Source organism: Bradyrhizobium sp., from assembly GCF_019244115.1.
GTDB lineage: Bacteria > Pseudomonadota > Alphaproteobacteria > Rhizobiales > Xanthobacteraceae > Bradyrhizobium.
Genome location: NZ_JAFATE010000211.1, coordinates 1 through 15,761, shown reverse-complemented (window position 1 = coordinate 15,761; position 15,761 = coordinate 1). Strand labels below are relative to the sequence as shown.

12 protein-coding genes are annotated in these 15,761 nt (G+C 64.2%); 7 read left to right on the top strand and 5 right to left on the bottom strand.

The window, feature by feature from the left end:
• Together JOZ76_RS09350 and JOZ76_RS09345 are read right to left on the bottom strand one after the other, a co-directional pair.
• Nucleotides 1-506: ABC transporter permease (locus tag JOZ76_RS09350; protein WP_291698342.1), on the bottom strand; the 506-nt coding region annotated here is incomplete at its 3' end.
• A 205-nt stretch (nucleotides 507-711) separates the two neighbouring features.
• Nucleotides 712-2,313: an ABC transporter substrate-binding protein gene (locus JOZ76_RS09345; protein ID WP_291698341.1), complete on the bottom strand. Its 1,602-nt coding sequence runs from the start codon at nucleotides 2,311-2,313 to the stop codon at nucleotides 712-714.
• 395 nt (nucleotides 2,314-2,708) lie between these two features.
• Here JOZ76_RS09345 and JOZ76_RS09340 point away from each other — a divergent pair, with 395 nt between their 5' ends.
• From JOZ76_RS09340 to JOZ76_RS09320, 5 genes are all read left to right on the top strand, one after another.
• A complete protein-coding gene (locus tag JOZ76_RS09340) occupies nucleotides 2,709-2,963 on the top strand; it encodes a DUF6489 family protein (protein ID WP_291698340.1) in 255 nt (84 codons plus the stop codon).
• Complete coding sequence (locus JOZ76_RS09335) at nucleotides 2,963-3,763, top strand: alpha/beta fold hydrolase (RefSeq protein WP_291698339.1); 801 nt, start codon at nucleotides 2,963-2,965, stop codon at nucleotides 3,761-3,763. The genes JOZ76_RS09340 and JOZ76_RS09335 overlap by 1 nt, the downstream gene beginning before the upstream one ends.
• Before the next feature lie 55 nt (nucleotides 3,764-3,818).
• On the top strand, nucleotides 3,819-5,357 hold the full coding sequence (locus JOZ76_RS09330; RefSeq protein ID WP_291698338.1) for a WS/DGAT/MGAT family O-acyltransferase: 1,539 nt from the start codon (nucleotides 3,819-3,821) through the stop codon (nucleotides 5,355-5,357).
• A gap of 197 nt (nucleotides 5,358-5,554) precedes the next feature.
• Complete coding sequence (locus JOZ76_RS09325) at nucleotides 5,555-6,556, top strand: alpha/beta fold hydrolase (protein ID WP_291698337.1); 1,002 nt, start codon at nucleotides 5,555-5,557, stop codon at nucleotides 6,554-6,556.
• Nucleotides 6,557-6,683: 127 nt separating this feature from the next.
• A complete protein-coding gene (locus tag JOZ76_RS09320; protein WP_291698336.1) occupies nucleotides 6,684-9,914 on the top strand; it encodes a bifunctional cytochrome P450/NADPH--P450 reductase in 3,231 nt (1,076 codons plus the stop codon).
• A 116-nt stretch (nucleotides 9,915-10,030) separates the two neighbouring features.
• On the opposite strand, the gene JOZ76_RS09315 is transcribed toward JOZ76_RS09320, so the two are convergent.
• Nucleotides 10,031-10,357, bottom strand: coding sequence for a hypothetical protein (locus JOZ76_RS09315; RefSeq protein WP_291698335.1), 327 nt, complete (start codon nucleotides 10,355-10,357; stop codon nucleotides 10,031-10,033).
• A gap of 274 nt (nucleotides 10,358-10,631) precedes the next feature.
• A complete protein-coding gene (locus JOZ76_RS09310) occupies nucleotides 10,632-12,539 on the bottom strand; it encodes a potassium transporter Kup (RefSeq protein ID WP_291698334.1) in 1,908 nt (635 codons plus the stop codon).
• A 234-nt stretch (nucleotides 12,540-12,773) separates the two neighbouring features.
• On the opposite strand from JOZ76_RS09310, the gene JOZ76_RS09305 reads away from it, so the two are divergent.
• Together JOZ76_RS09305 and JOZ76_RS09300 are read left to right on the top strand one after the other, a co-directional pair.
• The gene (locus tag JOZ76_RS09305) at nucleotides 12,774-13,523 is read left to right on the top strand and encodes a DUF2270 domain-containing protein (protein WP_291698333.1); all 750 of its coding nucleotides are present in this window, start codon (nucleotides 12,774-12,776) and stop codon (nucleotides 13,521-13,523) included.
• Nucleotides 13,524-13,571: 48 nt separating this feature from the next.
• Nucleotides 13,572-13,976: a hypothetical protein gene (locus JOZ76_RS09300; protein WP_291698332.1), complete on the top strand. Its 405-nt coding sequence runs from the start codon at nucleotides 13,572-13,574 to the stop codon at nucleotides 13,974-13,976.
• Between the two features lie 337 nt (nucleotides 13,977-14,313).
• Here JOZ76_RS09300 and JOZ76_RS09295 read toward each other — a convergent pair whose 3' ends face one another.
• Complete coding sequence (locus JOZ76_RS09295; RefSeq protein ID WP_291698331.1) at nucleotides 14,314-14,751, bottom strand: hypothetical protein; 438 nt, start codon at nucleotides 14,749-14,751, stop codon at nucleotides 14,314-14,316.
• Nucleotides 14,752-15,761: the final 1,010 nt, after the last annotated feature.

Genomic DNA, 15,761 nt, shown 5'->3' with positions numbered 1-15,761 from the left:
GTCTCGCCGCGGCCGAACGAGGGCAGCCAGCCCAGCACAACGGCGAACAGGTAGATCAGGAGGATGCCGATCAGGAAGGTCGGCAGCGAAATGCCGATCAGGGAGATCGCCTGGAAGGCTTTGGCCAGCAGCGAATTGCGGTGCAGTGCGGAATAGACCCCCATCAGGATGCCGAACACCATCGCGAGAATGGTGGCGCAGGTCGCGAGCTCCAGGGTGGCCGGCATCCGCTCCTTCAGCAGGTCCGCGACCGGCTGGCGGAACTGGTAGGAGACGCCGAACTGGAATCTTGCGGCATTGCCGAAATAGCGCGCGAACTGCACCAGCACCGGATCGTCGAGCCCGAGTGATTTGCGCATCTCCGCGCGCTGCGCCGCCGAGGTGTCGATCGAGACCATCTGGCTGATGGGGTCGCCCGCGAAGCGGAACATTGCAAACGCGACACAGCCGACGACGATCATGACGGCGATCGCCTGGATGGCCCGACGAAGAATGAAGGCGAGCATCTCTTCCTTTCGCTTTTCGCAAGAACTCTATCCCCTCATCCTGAGCGCGGCGTCTTCGCCGCGTCTCGAAGGATGAGGCCCGGTCCTTGGCCTCATGGTTCGAGACGGCGCAAAAGCGCCTCCTCACCATGAGGGTCTGGAGTATTCCTTAAAACGAAGGGTCCCGGAGCGTGCTGCCGCCGGGACGCTGAACTTCAAGACTTGGCTACTCTTCCGCTTTGGTGGCCCAGTACAGCAGGACCTGGTTGTCCGCGCGCTGCGTCAGCTTCACCTTTTTCGACACGCCCCAGGCCAGCGACTGCTGGTGCAGCGGGATGTAGGCATAATCCTTGATGCCGATCTCAAAAGCCTGCTTGATCATCTGGTCGCGCTTGGCGGTGTCGGCCTCGATCAGGATCTTGTCGGTCAGGGCATCGAGCTCCCGGTTGCAATAGCCGCCAAGATTAGCCTCGCCGCGGGTGGCGTCGTTCTTGTCGTCGCGGCAGCCCATGATGTCATGCAGCACGTTGTGCGAATCCATCGTGGCCGGCGTCCAGCCGAGCAGGAAGAACGAGGTCTGGTAGCCGCCGGGTTTCAGCACCTTTGCGAAATACTGCGCCTTCGGCTGCGCCATGAGGTTCACCTTGATGCCGATGCGGGCCAGCATGCCGACCACGGCCTGGCAGATCGGGCCGTCATTGACGTAGCGGTCGTTCGGACAGTCCATCGTGACCTCAAATCCGTCGCCATAGCCGGCCTCGGCCAACAGCTTCTTGGCGCCGTCGGGATCGAGTTTCGGTCGAGTAAACTCCTTCGACAGCTTGAACAGCTCCGGCGCGATCATCAGCGCCGACGGCGTCGACAGCCCGCGCATCACCCGTGTCTTGATCAGGTCGATGTCGACAGCCTTGTAGAAGGCCTCGCGGACGCGGACGTCCTTGAACGGGTTTTTGCCCTTGACGCTGGAATAGAGCAGCTCGTCGCGTGTCTCGTCCATGCCGAGAAAGATGGTGCGCAGCTCCGGCCCCTTCAGCACCTGCGCATTCGGGCTCGAATCGACGCGTGCGATGTCCTGGATCGGCACGGGCTCGATGACGTCGACCTCGCCCGAGAGCAGGGCAGCGACGCGGGTCGCGTCGGAGGCGATCGTGGTGAAGACGATTTCCTTTAAGTTATGTTCGGGCTTGCCCCACCAGTTCGGGTTGACCTTGAACACGGTCTTGACGCCGGGCTGGTGGCTCTCGATGGTGAAGGGCCCGGTGCCGTTCTCGTGCAGTGCGGCGTAGCTCGGCGTGGTCGCCGAGACCGGCGTCGGCGCGACCGAGTTGTTCTCCTCGCACCACTTCCTGTCCATGATGTACCAGGAGTCCCACTGCGAGATCAGGATCGGATTGGGCGCGCTCAGGACGACGTCGACGGTATAGTCGTCGACCTTGACGAATTTTGCGTCCGAGGGAACGTTGGACAGGAAGTTGGAGCCCTGTGCGCGCACCCGGTCGGCCGAAAACAGCACGTCGTCGGCGGTAAAGGGATCGCCATTGTGGAATTTCACGCCCTTGCGCAGGTGAAAGCGCCAGCGCGTCGGCTCCGGCGTTTCCCAGCTTTCGGCGAGCGCCGGGACAGTCTTGAGGTCCTTATCGCGCGTCACCAGCCCCTCATAGACATGGCCCTGATGGGCGATGGTTGTCGTTTCCTTGAAGGTGTAGGGGTCGAGCGATTTCAGCGTGCCCTGGTTGGCGTAGCGCAGGGTCTGGCTCGACGCCGGCTGCATCGCAAGCGACGCCAGTGCGCCGATGGCCGCGGCAAACAAGGTGGGACGTACGGACATTGATCAGAGGCCTCCGCGGTGGCACGCTTCGCATTTTCAGGAACTGGTCCGAGAAGCCGGGCATGACACGAATTTCGGCTTCGGGACACGTGCCGCCCATGTTGGATCGGCTTGGGCCGCCGTGCAAGCCGCTTTGTGCGTGACCCTGCCAGAGCGCGCGCGGAAAGCCGCGAGCCTCTTGCGGCAGCCGCTGCAAGCGTGCCTCGATATCCGACTTTGGCAGTGGCCGAAAGCCGCGGGAGCGCCCGCGGCAGGCATAACTCCCCGGCCGGGCACTGGTTGACCATAACTGTTAAAAAGTACAGTGTCCGAACGCTCCCAGCCGGGCCCTATCGCTTGCACGCGAGCGCCGGCCGTGGCGTAGTGCGGAAATTGCATCCAGCGGAGCGGCTGATATGAAGGTCAATGTCGAGATCGATTGCACGCCGCTCGAGGCCCGGCAATTCTTCGGCCTGCCGGACGTGTCCCCGATGCAGACGGCGGTCATGGACAAGCTGCAGCAGCAGATGATGGCCAACATCGAAAAGGTCACGCCTGAAGCGCTGATGCAGAGCTGGTTCACCTTCGATCCGAAACTTGCCGAAAAGTTTCAGGATCTGTTCGTCACGATGGCCGGCCTCGGCTCGCTCGGGGGCGACAAGAAGAGGTAATGGCTCCCGACGGACGCCCATCGCCGGCCGCCGGGCGGTTGCGCCCGCCGGGGCTAGGCCTGCTGCTCGCCGAGGCGCGCGCGATCTTTGAATTCAACGCCAGCTTCCTGTTGTCGCCGCTGCTCATGCAGGCGCCGCGCGGCGATGGCCATCCTGTCCTGACCTTGCCCGGATTTCTGGCCAGCGACCTGTCGATGGCGCCGATGCGGCACTATCTCGGCGAGCTCGGCTATGCGACGGAAGCCTGGCGCATGGGCCGCAACGTTGGCGGGCTCGGGCGCATGCGCGGCCTACTGCTGGATCGGCTCGCCGGGATATATCGCGATACGACGAGAAAAGTCTCGATCGTCGGATGGAGCCTCGGTGGCGTCTATGCGCGCGACCTCGCGCTGCAGGCCCCCGAACTCGTCCGCTATGTCGTGACGCTGGGCAGCCCCTTTGCCGGCGATGTGCGGGCGACCAACGCGACACGGCTCTACGAGGCGATGTCCGGCGAGATCGTGGAGGCCCATCCCGAGCTCCGCGCCGCGATATCAGGCGACCTGCCGGTGCCGACCACGTCGATCTATTCCCGCGCCGACGGCATCGTGAACTGGCGCACCTGCCAGCTGTGCCCCTCCGATACCGCCGAGAATATCGAGATCCATCTCGCCAGCCATGTCGGGCTCGGCGTCAATCCGGCGTCGCTGTGGGCAGTGGCCGACCGCCTGGCGCAGGCCGAAGGCCAGTTCAAGCAATTCGACCGGGCGGGGCCGTTTGCCATTGCCTACGCGCCCCCGGAACAGGCACAATCAACTTGAAACCATGAAGAAGCGCGTCAAAAGCGCGCCGCGCCGATTCTGAGGGAGGACAAACATGGGTGACGGCAAGAAACTGTCATCGCTGGACGCGTCGTTTCTGTATCTCGAAACGCCGGAAATGCCGATGCATGTCGGCAGCATGGCGATCTTCCGCCTGCCTGACGACTATCAGGGCGACTTCTTCGAAGCGTTCAAGGCGATGATCGCATCGCGGCTGCATCTGGCGCCGATCCTGAAGGCGCGGCTGGAGAAGGCACCGCTCGACATCGACCATCCTTCCTGGGTCGAGGACGACCAGTTCGACATCGACCGCCACATCTTCCGCGCCAGCCTGCCGGAGCCGCGCGACCGTGCGACCTTGGAGCGCATCGTCGGCTGGATGCATGCAAAACTCTTGAACCGCGCCCGCCCGCTCTGGGAATTCTACGTCTTCGAGGGCATGAAGGACAACGAGGTCGGGCTCTATTCCAAGATGCACCATGCCTGCATCGACGGCGGTGCCGGCGCGGCGCTGACCAACATGATCTACGACATGACGCCGGTGCCGCGCCAGGTTGATCCCCCTGCTGCTCGTGCAAAGGCGGAGCAGGAGCCGCGCGACATCGCCGCCAACCTGCTCGACGCCTATACCCAGCTCTGGAATCAGCCGCTCGATCCCGCCATCGCCAAGGGCATCGAGCTGCCGCGCTCGGGCAAGAGCGATCTCGGCTCGATCCTGTTCGATAATGCGATGTACCAGATCGAGAGCGCGGTGCGGTTCGCCGGCAGCATCCCGGCGATGCTCAGGAGCGTCACCGACGTGGTCGGAAAAATCTCCGATCCCGCCGCGCGCGAGAGCATCGCCAGCATGGCTTCGCCGCCGACGATCCTGAACAAGTCGATCTCGTCGGAGCGCAGCTTTGCCGGGGCCTCGATTTCGCTGTCGCGGGCCAAGGCGCTGGCGAAGCTGGCCGGCGGCAAGCTCAACGACGTGGTGCTGGCGCTCGCCTCCGGCGTGGTGCGCCGCTATCTGTTGCAGCATGGCGCGCTGCCGAAGAAATCCATGACCGCGGCGGTGCCGATCTCGCTGCGCGAGGAGGGCAACACCGAAACCAACAACCAGGTTTTCGGCATGATCTGCGCCATTGCGACCAATATCGAGGATCCCAGGGAGCGGCTCACCGCGATCATCGCCCAGTCGACCAAATCGAAGGAGATGGCGCATCCGCTCCGCGCCTTCATGCCGCAGGTGTCAAACATCTCGATGCTGGGCGCGCCGATCCTGGTGCAGATTCTCGCGCTGCTCTACAGCCGCTCCAGCCTGTCGGACGTGCTGCCGCCGACCGCCAACATCACGGTCTCCAACGTGCCGGGGCCGCGGCAGACGCTGTACGCGGCCGGCGCCGAACTCTTGCACATCTTCCCGGTCTCGATCTCGACCCATGGCATCGCCCTCAACATCACCGTGCAGTCCTATCGCGACCAGCTCGATTTTGGCTTCATCGCCGGCGCCAACATCATCCCGCATGTTCAGGTGCTCTGCGACATGCTGCCCGAGGAGTTCGAACTGCTGGAGCAGGCGTTCGCGCCCGAGCGCCAGAGCGCAGCGGGCTGAAGTGTCGGCGTTTGAGTTTGGTTTATTCCGTAAGTTCGATTTGCGTATGGAGCTGATCGTTACCGCAAGCTCGCCATGCCCGGCCTTGTGCCGGGCATCCACGTCTTTCTTTCCTGGATCAGACGTGGATGGCCGGGACAAGCCCGGCCATGACGATGCGGCAATATCTGCGCCGATGTTTTGAGTAGGAAACAATCATGATCAACATGCCGCCGCTTCAGTTCGCCCAGACCAACGGCATCCGCATGGGCTATTACGAAGCAGGTCCGAAGGACGACAGGCCGCCGCTGGTGCTCTGCCATGGCTGGCCGGAAATCGCGTTTTCCTGGCGGCACCAGATCGAGGCCTTGAGCGCGGCCGGCATCCGCGTCATCGCGCCGGACCAGCGCGGCTATGGCGCGACGGACCGGCCGGGAGCGGTCGAGGACTACGACATGGAGCACCTGACCGGCGACCTCGTCGGGCTGCTCGATCATCTGAACATCGACAAGGCGATCTTCGTCGGCCATGACTGGGGCGGTTTTGTCGTCTGGCAGATGCCATTGCGACACATCGACCGTGTCGCCGGCGTCGTCGGCGTCAACACGCCGCATCTGCCGCGCGCGCCGATCGATCCGATCGAGCTGTTCAAGCAGCGCTTTGGCGAGCACATGTACATCGTGCAGTTCCAGAACCCGGCGCGCGAAGCTGACAGGATTTTCGACAGTCGCGTCGAGCAGACCTTTGATGCCTTCATGCGCAAGCCGGCGCCGCGTCCTGCTGGCGCGCCGGCAGAGCAGCCGGTTGCAGGCGTCGGCGCGTCGCCGCGGCTCAATCTTGCCTTTCCGCAGATGATCGCCAATTACGACGCCCGTCACGATCCGCGCAGGCCGATCCTGTCGGATGAGGAGAAAAAAGTGTTCGTCGACACGTTTACCAAAACCGGCTTCACCGGCGGGATCAACTGGTATCGCAACTTTTCGCGCAACTGGCAGCGCTCGGAAAATCTCGATCACACCGTGCGGGTGCCGTCGCTGATGATCATGGCGGAGAACGACGCTGTACTGCCGCCGTCGTCGGCCGACGGCATGGAGAAGCTGGTCCCGGACCTGGAAAAATACCTGGTCAGGGATAGCGGCCACTGGACGCAGCAGGAGCAGCCCGAGGAGGTTTCGGCGAAGCTGATCGAATGGCGGAGACGGCGGTTTGGGTGGCAATGACGCCGTCATTCCGGGGCGGTCCGAAGGACCGAATCCGGAATCTCGAGATTCTCAGGTGCGCAATTGCGCACCATGGTTCGCGCTGCGCGCGCCCCGGAATGACAGGTGAGGGGTGGGGAAAATCAAAATGGCTTCCAACAACAGACTGAGCCCGATCCCGCAGCCGCCGACGAAGCCGGTGGTCGGCAACATGCTGTCGCTCGATTCCGCCGCGCCCGTGCAGGACCTGACCCGGCTCGCAAAGGAGCTCGGCCCGATCTTCTGGCTCGACATGATGGGTGCGCCGCTCGTCATCGTCTCGGGCTATGAGCTCGTCGACGAACTTTCCGACGAGACGCGGTTCGACAAGGTGGTGCGCGGCGCGCTGCGGCGGGTGCGCGCGATCGGCGGCGACGGCCTGTTCACGGCCGATACATCGGAGCCGAACTGGAGCAAGGCGCACAACATCCTGCTGCAGCCGTTCGGCAACCGCGCCATGCAGTCCTATCATCCGAGCATGGTCGACATCGCCGAGCAGCTGGTGAAGAAGTGGGAACGGCTCAATGCCGATGACGAGATCGACGTCGTCCACGACATGACGGCGCTGACGCTGGACACCATCGGCCTGTGCGGCTTCGACTACCGCTTCAATTCGTTCTACCGGCGCGACTATCATCCCTTCGTGGAATCGCTGGTGCGCTCGCTGGAAACCATCATGATGATCCGCGGCCTGCCGCTGGAAAACCTCTGGATGCGCCGGCGCCGCGGCGATCTCGCCAAGGACGTCGATTTCATGAACAGGATGGTCGACGACATCGTCGCCGAGCGGCGCAAGGCGGCTGACGCCTCCGACGGCAAGAAGGACATGCTGAACGCCATGATGAGCGGCGTCGACCGTTCAACCGGCGAGCAGCTCGACGACGTCAACATTCGCTACCAGATCAACACCTTTCTGATCGCGGGGCACGAGACCACCAGCGGGCTATTGTCCTACGCGATCTATGCCCTGCTCAAGCATCCGGACGTGCTGACGAAGGCCTATGAGGAGGTCGATCGCGTCTTCGGTCCTGACGTCGACGCCAGGCCAAGCTATCAACAGGTCACGCAGCTCACCTACATCACGCAGATCCTGAAGGAGGCGCTGCGGCTATGGCCGCCGGCGCCGGCCTATGGCATCGCCCCGCTCAAGGACGAGACTATCGGCGGCAAATACACGCTGAAGAAGAACCAGTTCATCACCATTTTGGTGACCGCGCTGCACCGCGACCCCAGCGTCTGGGGACTGAACCCCGATTTGTTCGATCCGGAAAATTTCAACCCCGCGGCCGAAGCAAAGCGTCCGGTCAATGCCTTTAAGCCGTTCGGCAACGGCCAGCGCGCCTGCATCGGGCGTGGCTTTGCCATGCACGAGGCGGCGCTCGCGCTCGGCATGATCCTGCAGCGCTTCAAGCTGGTGGATCATCAGCGCTATCAGATCAGGCTCAAGGAGACGCTGACCATCAAGCCGGATGGATTCAAGATCAAGGTGCGGTTGCGCACCGGTCGCGACCGCACCATCCATGCTGACGCCGTCGCGGCAGCGGGTGCGGCGGGTGCGGCGACGCCGCGGGCGCGGACCCGGCCCGGGCACAACACGCCGCTCGTGGTGCTCTATGGCTCCAATCTCGGCACCGCCGAGGAGCTCGCGACGCGCGTCGCCGATCTCGCCGAGGTCAACGGCTTTGCCACGCGGCTTGCGCCGCTCGACGATTTTGCCGGCCAGTTGCCGGACAGCGGCGGCGTGCTGATCTTCTGCGCGTCCTATAATGGCGCCCCGCCGGACAATGCGACGAATTTTGTGAACTGGCTGCGCGGCGAGTTGCCGAACGATGCGTTCGCCAAGGTGCGCTACGCCGTGTTCGGCTGCGGCAACCGCGACTGGGCGGCGACCTATCAGTCGGTGCCGCGCCTGATCGACGAGGCGCTGGCGGCGCACGGCGCAAAGCGCGTCTATCCGCGCGGCGAGGGCGATGCGCGCAGCGATCTCGACGGCCAGTTCGAGAGCTGGTTCGCCGCGCTCGGCCAGGCGGCGGTCAAGGAATTCGGCCTCGACCAGAATTTTTCGCGCAGCGCGGAGGACACACCGCTCTATTCCGTCGAGCCGGTCGCGCCCAGCGCCGTCAACGCGGTGGCGGCGCTCGGCGGCACCGTGCGGATGAAGGTCCTGGTCAATCGCGAGCTGCAGAACAAGTCGGGCGCCGCGTCGGAACGCTCGACGCGGCATATCGAGGTGCAACTGCCTGATGGCATGACCTACCGCGTCGGGGATCACCTGAGTGTCGTACCCCGCAATGACGCAGCGCTGGTCGACCGGGTGGCGCGTCGCTTCGGCTTCCTGCCGGCCGACCAGATCCGGCTCGCTGTTGCCGAAGGCCGCCGCGCGCAATTGCCGGTGGGCGAGACGGTCTCGGTCGGCCAGCTCCTCACTGACTACCTCGAACTGCAGCAGGTGGCGACCCGCAAGCAGATCCAGATCATGTCCGAGCACACGCGCTGCCCGGTGACCAAGCCGAAACTCTTGGCCTATGTCGGCGACGATGCACAGGCGAGCGAGCGCTATCGCGCCGACATCCTGTCGAAGCGCAAATCGGTCTACGACCTCCTGGAGGAATTTCCGGCCTGCGAGCTGCCATTCCACGCCTATCTCGAAATGCTCTCAGTGCTCGCGCCTCGCTATTATTCGATCTCGTCCGCGCCCGCGCATGATGCGGGCCGCTGCAGCGCCACCGTCGGTGTGGTGGAAGGCCCGGCGGCCTCAGGGCGCGGACTTTATCGCGGCGTCTGCTCCAATTATCTCGCCTCGCGCCGCGAGGGCGAAACCATCTTTGCGACCGTGCGCGAGACCAAGGCCGGCTTCCGCTTACCCGACGATCCATCGGTGCCGATCATCATGATCGGCCCGGGCACGGGGCTTGCGCCGTTCCGCGGTTTCCTGCAGGCGCGCGCCGCGCAAAAGGCCGGCGGCGCGACGCTCGGGCCCGCGATGCTGTTCTTCGGCTGTCGCCATCCCGAGCAGGATTTCATCTACGCCGACGAGCTGAAGGCGTTCGCCGACGACTGCATCACCGAGCTCTTTGTAGCGTTCTCACGCAGTGACGGGCCTAAAACCTATGTGCAGCATCTGCTCGCGGCGCAGAAGGCGCGGGTCTGGGAGCTGATCGAGCAGGGTGCGGTCATCTTTGTCTGTGGCGACGGCTCGAAAATGGAGCCCGACGTCAAGGCGGCGCTGATGCAGATCCATCGCGACTGCACCGGCTCGGATGCCGATGCAGCCGCACGATGGATCGCCGATCTCGGCACAGAGAACCGCTACGTGCTCGACGTCTGGGCCGGCGGGTAGCTCCGACCTATCGACGAGTAGGGTGGGCAAAGCGAAGCGTGCCCACCATGGAGCGCGCCAGGTGCGAAGGGTGGGCACGGCGCGCACGCGCCTTCGCCCACCTTACCTTGATCGGCTCAGCGGCGCCTTGGGGAGGTGATGTCCCCGTTTTTGTCGTTGGGCGTGACGGGACCGCCGCCGTATGAACCGCCGGACCCGCCGCTCGCGCCGGTCCCGGTGCCGGCTGCGGATCCCGTCGTCCCGCTGCCGGCCGTTCCGGCGCCACTCGTGCCACTCGCACCGCCCATGCCCGTGCCGCCGGAGCCGCTGCTTGCGCCGGAGCCGCCGCTACCAGTTCCGCCTCCACTCCCTCCGCCACCACCGCCGCCGCCGCTTTGAGCGAGCGCGACCGTTGAACCGAGAGCAAAGAACATCGCCAAAGCGATCGTCGTGATCTTCTTCATGGTCATATCCTTTCCGCAGGAGTTGTGGCTTCGACGTCTGGCAATGTTTCGATGCGCCATCCGTTCCTAGTGATGCGGATGCGGCAGACCGTCCCAGGAGGGAAGCTGCGCTGGTCCAGCCCATCGTCATCACCGGCGCTCACGCCGCCGCGTACACGATGGCCCATTGCGGCGCCAAGACTGCTGCGTGCTCGACGTCTTGGGTGGATAGCTTCGATGCGCAGATGCGCAGGGTGGGGAGAGCGCGCACGCTCTACCCGCCCTGCGCGCTACGTCAGATCTCGACCTCGAGGCCGACTTCGACGACCTGGGAGGGCGGGACGCCAAAATACGCCGCCGGGAGATTGGCGTTGAGATGCATCATGGCGAACAGGGCTTTTCTCCAGACCGCCATGCCGGCAATCCTGTCGCTCGCGATCACCATCACACGCCGAAAGTAGTAGGTGATGTTTTCCGGATCGATGCCGGCAAGCTCGGGCCTGCGGCAGGCGAGCCGCAGCGCCGCCATCACATCAGGGGTTTCCATGAAGCCGAAATGGAACAGCACGCGCGTGATGCCCCCGCCGACCGGAACGAACGTGACGCGCTCGCTGGCGTCGACCCGCGGCGCGTCGACGATGATGGAGGCGATGAACAGCACGCGCTCGTGCAGGACGCGATTGTGCCGCAGATGATGGGTCAGACAGAGCGGGATCCCCGTGGTCGCCGCGGTGAAGATCGCCGCCGCCCCGGGCAGCCGGATCGGCGGCGTGTTGATGACCCACTCGACGAACGCGTCCTCCGGCTGGCGCAGCTTTGAGCGCTCCTGTTCGAGCAGTTGCCACCCCGTGCGCCAGGTCAGCATCAGAAACGCGATCACGGCGGCGAGCAGCAGCGGGAACCAGCCGCCCTCAACCAGCTTGGTCATGTTCGCGGCGACGAACACCAGTTCGATGACGAGGAAGAATCCGTTGACCGCCACCACCAGAAGCGGGTTGTAGCCCCATTTCAGGGCCACCAATGCCGCCAGCACGGTGGTGATCGCCATCAGCATCGCGACCGCGATGCCATAGGCGCCGCCGAGGGCGTCCGATGAGCGGAACAGCAGCACGGCGCTGAGCGTGCCACCCGCCAGCAGCCAGTTGACCAGCGGGATGTAGATCTGCCCCTTCTCGTGGCTCGCGGTGTGGTTCACGCGCATGCGCGGCAGGAAGCCGAGCTGCATGGCCTGCTGCGTCAGCGAATAGGCGCCCGAAATGATGGCCTGGGAGGCGATCACGGTGGCGAGCGTCGCGAACGCCACCATCGGGTAATGCGCCCAGCGCGGCACCAGCAGATAGAACGGGTTCTCGGCCGCCTGCGGATCGGCCAGCAGCAGCCCGCCCTGGCCGAGATAATTGAGCATCAACGCCGGCGAGACGATCGCAAACCAGCCGAACTGGATCGGCAGCCGGCCGAAATGACCCATGTCGGCATACATGGCCTCCGCGCCGGTCAGGGTCAGGAACGCGGCGCCGAGCACGGCGAAGGCGATGCCGGGGCCGGCATGACCGAGGTAGAGCACGGCATGATGCGGGCTGATCGCGGCGAGGATGGCCGGGCTTTGCACGATGCCCTTGAGGCCGAGGACTGCAATGGCCAGGAACCACACCAGCATGACAGGCCCAAAGATGGTGCCGACGAACTCCGTTCCCTTGCGCTGCACCAGGAACAGGCCGACCAGGATCGCGATGGTGATGGGAACGACCATCGGCGCCAGCGCGGGCGCATCGATCTTCAACCCTTCGACCGCGCTGAGCACCGAGATTGCCGGCGTGATCACGCCGTCGCCATAGAGCAGCGCGGCGCCGATCAGGCCGACCACGAGCAGGGAGGCCCGTGCGCTGCCGCGCGGCGCGTGCCTTGCATCGAGCAGCGCCAGCAGCGCGACGATGCCGCCCTCGCCGCGATTGTCGGCGCGCAGGATCAGAATGGCGTATTTGAGCCCGACGATGAGAAGCAGCGCCCAGAAGATCAGCGACACGGTGCCGATCACGGTTTCCGGCGTGGGCGCTCCGCCGGCGTCGACGGCCTGTTTCAGCCCGTACAGCGTCGAGGTGCCGATGTCGCCGTAGACGACCCCGAGCGCGGTCAGCACCGCGGCAGCGGGCAGCTTTTGGGGATAGTGCCGCGGGCTCTCCTCAGCCTGAAGGACCTGGGCCATGCGCGCGTTCCTTCCGAACGATGCTGCGGAGTATGCATGAAAACGTCGAGTTGAAAAAGTGAGCGCTGCTGTCTGCGACGGTATCAGGCTGGCAGGCGCGTCGAGCTGCCGATGTTTCGCGAACGCGAGATGATCGGCAGCGCGAAGGCACGTCATTCATCATGTGCCGGGGGACCGGGCGGTAGAAACATGGTACGGTCGATCGCCTGGTGTCGGTACGCGCATGCGCGACCCGTGCCGTTGCCGATTCCCTGTCGTCCCAAGTTCTTCGCGCTGGTCGCGGCCCATCCGGTGCTCACCATGCTCAGTCCCGTCGAAACCCCAAAGGACATTCAGGATTTCAACGCGGCCGAACTGGGCGCGATTGCGCACCTCTATCGCGGCGAGATCTATCGCAGCACGATCTGGCGGACGCGGCTCGACAACACGACCAACTGGTCGATCGTCACCATGGGGATCGCGCTGTCGACCACATTCTCCTCGCGCGAGGCCTCAGGCCTGCCGCTGATCCTGATCGGCATGCTGCTTGCGGTGTTTCTCGGCCTGGAGGCGCGCCGTTACCGCTATTTCAACGTTTGGCGGGCGCGGGCGCGCTACATGGAAACGCATCTGTACGCGCAGATCCTGCGCGGCAAGTACGCCGCCGGCGATGGCGACTGGCGGGTCGTCCTCGCCGACGACTACCTGCATCCGCGCCATCACATCAGCTTCTTTCGCGCCGCCGGCCGCAGGGTCCGGCGCACCTACATCTGGATCATCGCCATTCAGACTTCGGCCTATTTCGGCAAGCTGGCCATCCATCCGCAGATGGCATCGCATTTCAGCGAATTCGTCGACCGCGCCGAGATCGGGCCGATCCCCGGCTGGGCCGTGCTTGGTTGCGGCCTGATCTACAATCTCGGCTGGGTCTTCCTCGCACTGTCGACCTATTGGCTCGATCGGCGTGCCCATGCCGGTCGCACCAGCGCGGCTGCGATGGGGTGATCGGCAACCACGCTTCACCCATCTTTCGTTACGGCCGGAGCCGCTCAGATGAAGTGCCTGCGCATCTATGCCACGGCCGACGGTGAATCCCATTTCGATGAAGTTGATATCCCGACCCCGCACGGGCCGACGATATCCGGCCTCGCACGGTTCGAGATTTCGGCTGATTATCCGGCATCACGCATCCATTTCATCCGCATTCCGCCGGGCCGCCCCGAGGTCGGCTGGCATACGGTGCCGGAGCGGGCGCTGACGGTCCGCCTCAATGGCGGCGCCGAATACCAGACCAGCGATGGCGCGGTGCGCTATGTCAGACCGGGCCGGATGGTGCTGGTGGAGGACATCCATGGCAAGGGCCACATCACCCGTCATTCCGGCGAACAACAGACGGTGCTCTGGATCGCGCTGCCGGAGGGGTTGGATGCGCCGGCCGGCGAGGCCGTGAATCTATAGACGCGCCGGGCAGACCGCTTGGCAGAGTCCACTCCGCCCCGTTAGCCGAGGTATTATTGAATAGCAGCGAAACGACGCGATGGGCCAGACGGTTTGGCTGCACGTCAGGCACGTCTGGTGCACCCGCCGACAGCCGACACACGGGCGAGCGCCGGATTTCGTCGGTGTGGGCCACTAAGAGAAATGCGCGGCGATTTAGCACCGCGTCGGCAGCCTTGGCCATGAGCGCAAGTGTCGGGGGATCCAAACGCGGACGTCACAACGTTTGCCTCGTTGCCCGCGGTGCATGTCCTTGTGGCGGCATTCGGCTTGCCGACGCGGTGCATCGATGTTGCCCTCAATAATCCAGCCGCCCCCACCAGCAATCGTCGGCCGACTCGGCTGGCGGTTCTTTCTTGTCGCCCGGGGAACCGAGAGTCCATTTTCTCGCCGGATCAATGCAAAACAGGGTCAGCCCGCCGCTCGTCCAGTCGTAAACTTTTTTGACCCGGTACATCGTACCGCTTGGTCCGAAGTGGCTGCACACGTTGTTGAACATGCCGGTCCCCGCGGCGGGGTTGTCCGGCAGAGGGTGGCGGTCGACAAAATGCAGCGCCGCCGAAAGGCCATCCATCGCGCGTGTGCGTTCCAGCTCCTTCGTGTTATCGAGATCGAAGCAGGCGAGCATTTGGTCCTGTAGCGTGATGACATCGCCGACTTGGGGCGGCTTGGCTGCATGGATCGAGGTGTTGGTGGCTGCAGTCAAGGCTGCGATGAGCAGAGATGATGATTTCATGGCTGAGCTCTCCCTTTCACGAGTCATCGGCCCTTTGGCTTCCGCGAGCGTCTCTGATCTTGCGCCCACGGGCCCAGTCGCTGAATTTATCCTTCTCGTATCCGCCGTGCCATTGCGATCCGAAATTCATCGGTTGATTGGATCATCCGTCCGCGGGCGCGGCATGGAGTGGCGCAATAACGAGGCCGGAAAGGTGACGGAATCGGGCCTGTAGCGGTCATACAGGAATTTTGGCGTCGTAAGAGACTGCGGGATCGGGGCAACAGTTGCGGCAAGAACGGCCTTGCACGACGGGCAAAACGCGCATGAGGGGCATGCGCAAATTGCCCGTCGTGCCAGTTTGTCGCAGGCGACAGGCGTTGCCTAATTCCGCAAATCAGAAGTATCATCCGCGTCATCCCGCCTCGATGCAGAGGGACGTATCGCGATCGTCACGACACGTGAGGCGGGGATGCGATGGACGCATTGGCGCCGCGCGCGAGTTTCTCGTGCGGACGAACGGCGCCGGGGCGGACGCAAAAGCGTGTGGTCCTGGCCTCCCGACGCTGAGGTCAAGTCGCGTGAGATGGTCGCGCGGCGATGGGGGCAAGAAAGCCCGGTCCCCAGGGAGAGCACGCTATAAGCGTTAAAACCGTCGCGCAGGGAATGCCGGATGTTTTGGCTGAACCTGTGGTTACTGCCGCCTGCTTACTTTTTGCAGGCGGGCCATGGGTTGCGGCCAGCACCCGGCATTCCCTGCGCCCTCTGTTGTCAGAGGGAGCGAGACTGATGCACACCCCGGGCGCAACGCGCCGCGGGAATGTATAAGCTTGGCTCAGGTGGTTCGTTACTCTCGACTGTCATTGCCCGCCCCCGGGTCGGCCCGAAGCGCCGCCCGAGGCCAGGCTCCAGCGGGCAATCCAGTATTCCAGAGACAGCAGTGTTTGAGCCGATGAGCCGCGGCGTACTGGATCGCCCGGTCAAGGCCGGGCGATGACACCGAAACAAGTATCAAAGCGTCATTGCGAGCG

Coding starts and splice junctions, on each gene's coding strand:
- JOZ76_RS09345 (WP_291698341.1), bottom strand. CDS start 2,313: ATGTCCGTACGTCCCACCTTGTTTGCCGCGGCCATCGGCGCACTGGCG.
- JOZ76_RS09340 (WP_291698340.1), top strand. CDS start 2,709: ATGAAGGTCAATGTCGAGATCGATTGCACGCCGCTCGAGGCCCGGCAA.
- JOZ76_RS09335 (WP_291698339.1), top strand. CDS start 2,963: ATGGCTCCCGACGGACGCCCATCGCCGGCCGCCGGGCGGTTGCGCCCG.
- JOZ76_RS09330 (WP_291698338.1), top strand. CDS start 3,819: ATGGGTGACGGCAAGAAACTGTCATCGCTGGACGCGTCGTTTCTGTAT.
- JOZ76_RS09325 (WP_291698337.1), top strand. CDS start 5,555: ATGATCAACATGCCGCCGCTTCAGTTCGCCCAGACCAACGGCATCCGC.
- JOZ76_RS09320 (WP_291698336.1), top strand. CDS start 6,684: ATGGCTTCCAACAACAGACTGAGCCCGATCCCGCAGCCGCCGACGAAG.
- JOZ76_RS09315 (WP_291698335.1), bottom strand. CDS start 10,357: ATGAAGAAGATCACGACGATCGCTTTGGCGATGTTCTTTGCTCTCGGT.
- JOZ76_RS09310 (WP_291698334.1), bottom strand. CDS start 12,539: ATGGCCCAGGTCCTTCAGGCTGAGGAGAGCCCGCGGCACTATCCCCAA.
- JOZ76_RS09300 (WP_291698332.1), top strand. CDS start 13,572: ATGAAGTGCCTGCGCATCTATGCCACGGCCGACGGTGAATCCCATTTC.
- JOZ76_RS09295 (WP_291698331.1), bottom strand. CDS start 14,751: ATGAAATCATCATCTCTGCTCATCGCAGCCTTGACTGCAGCCACCAAC.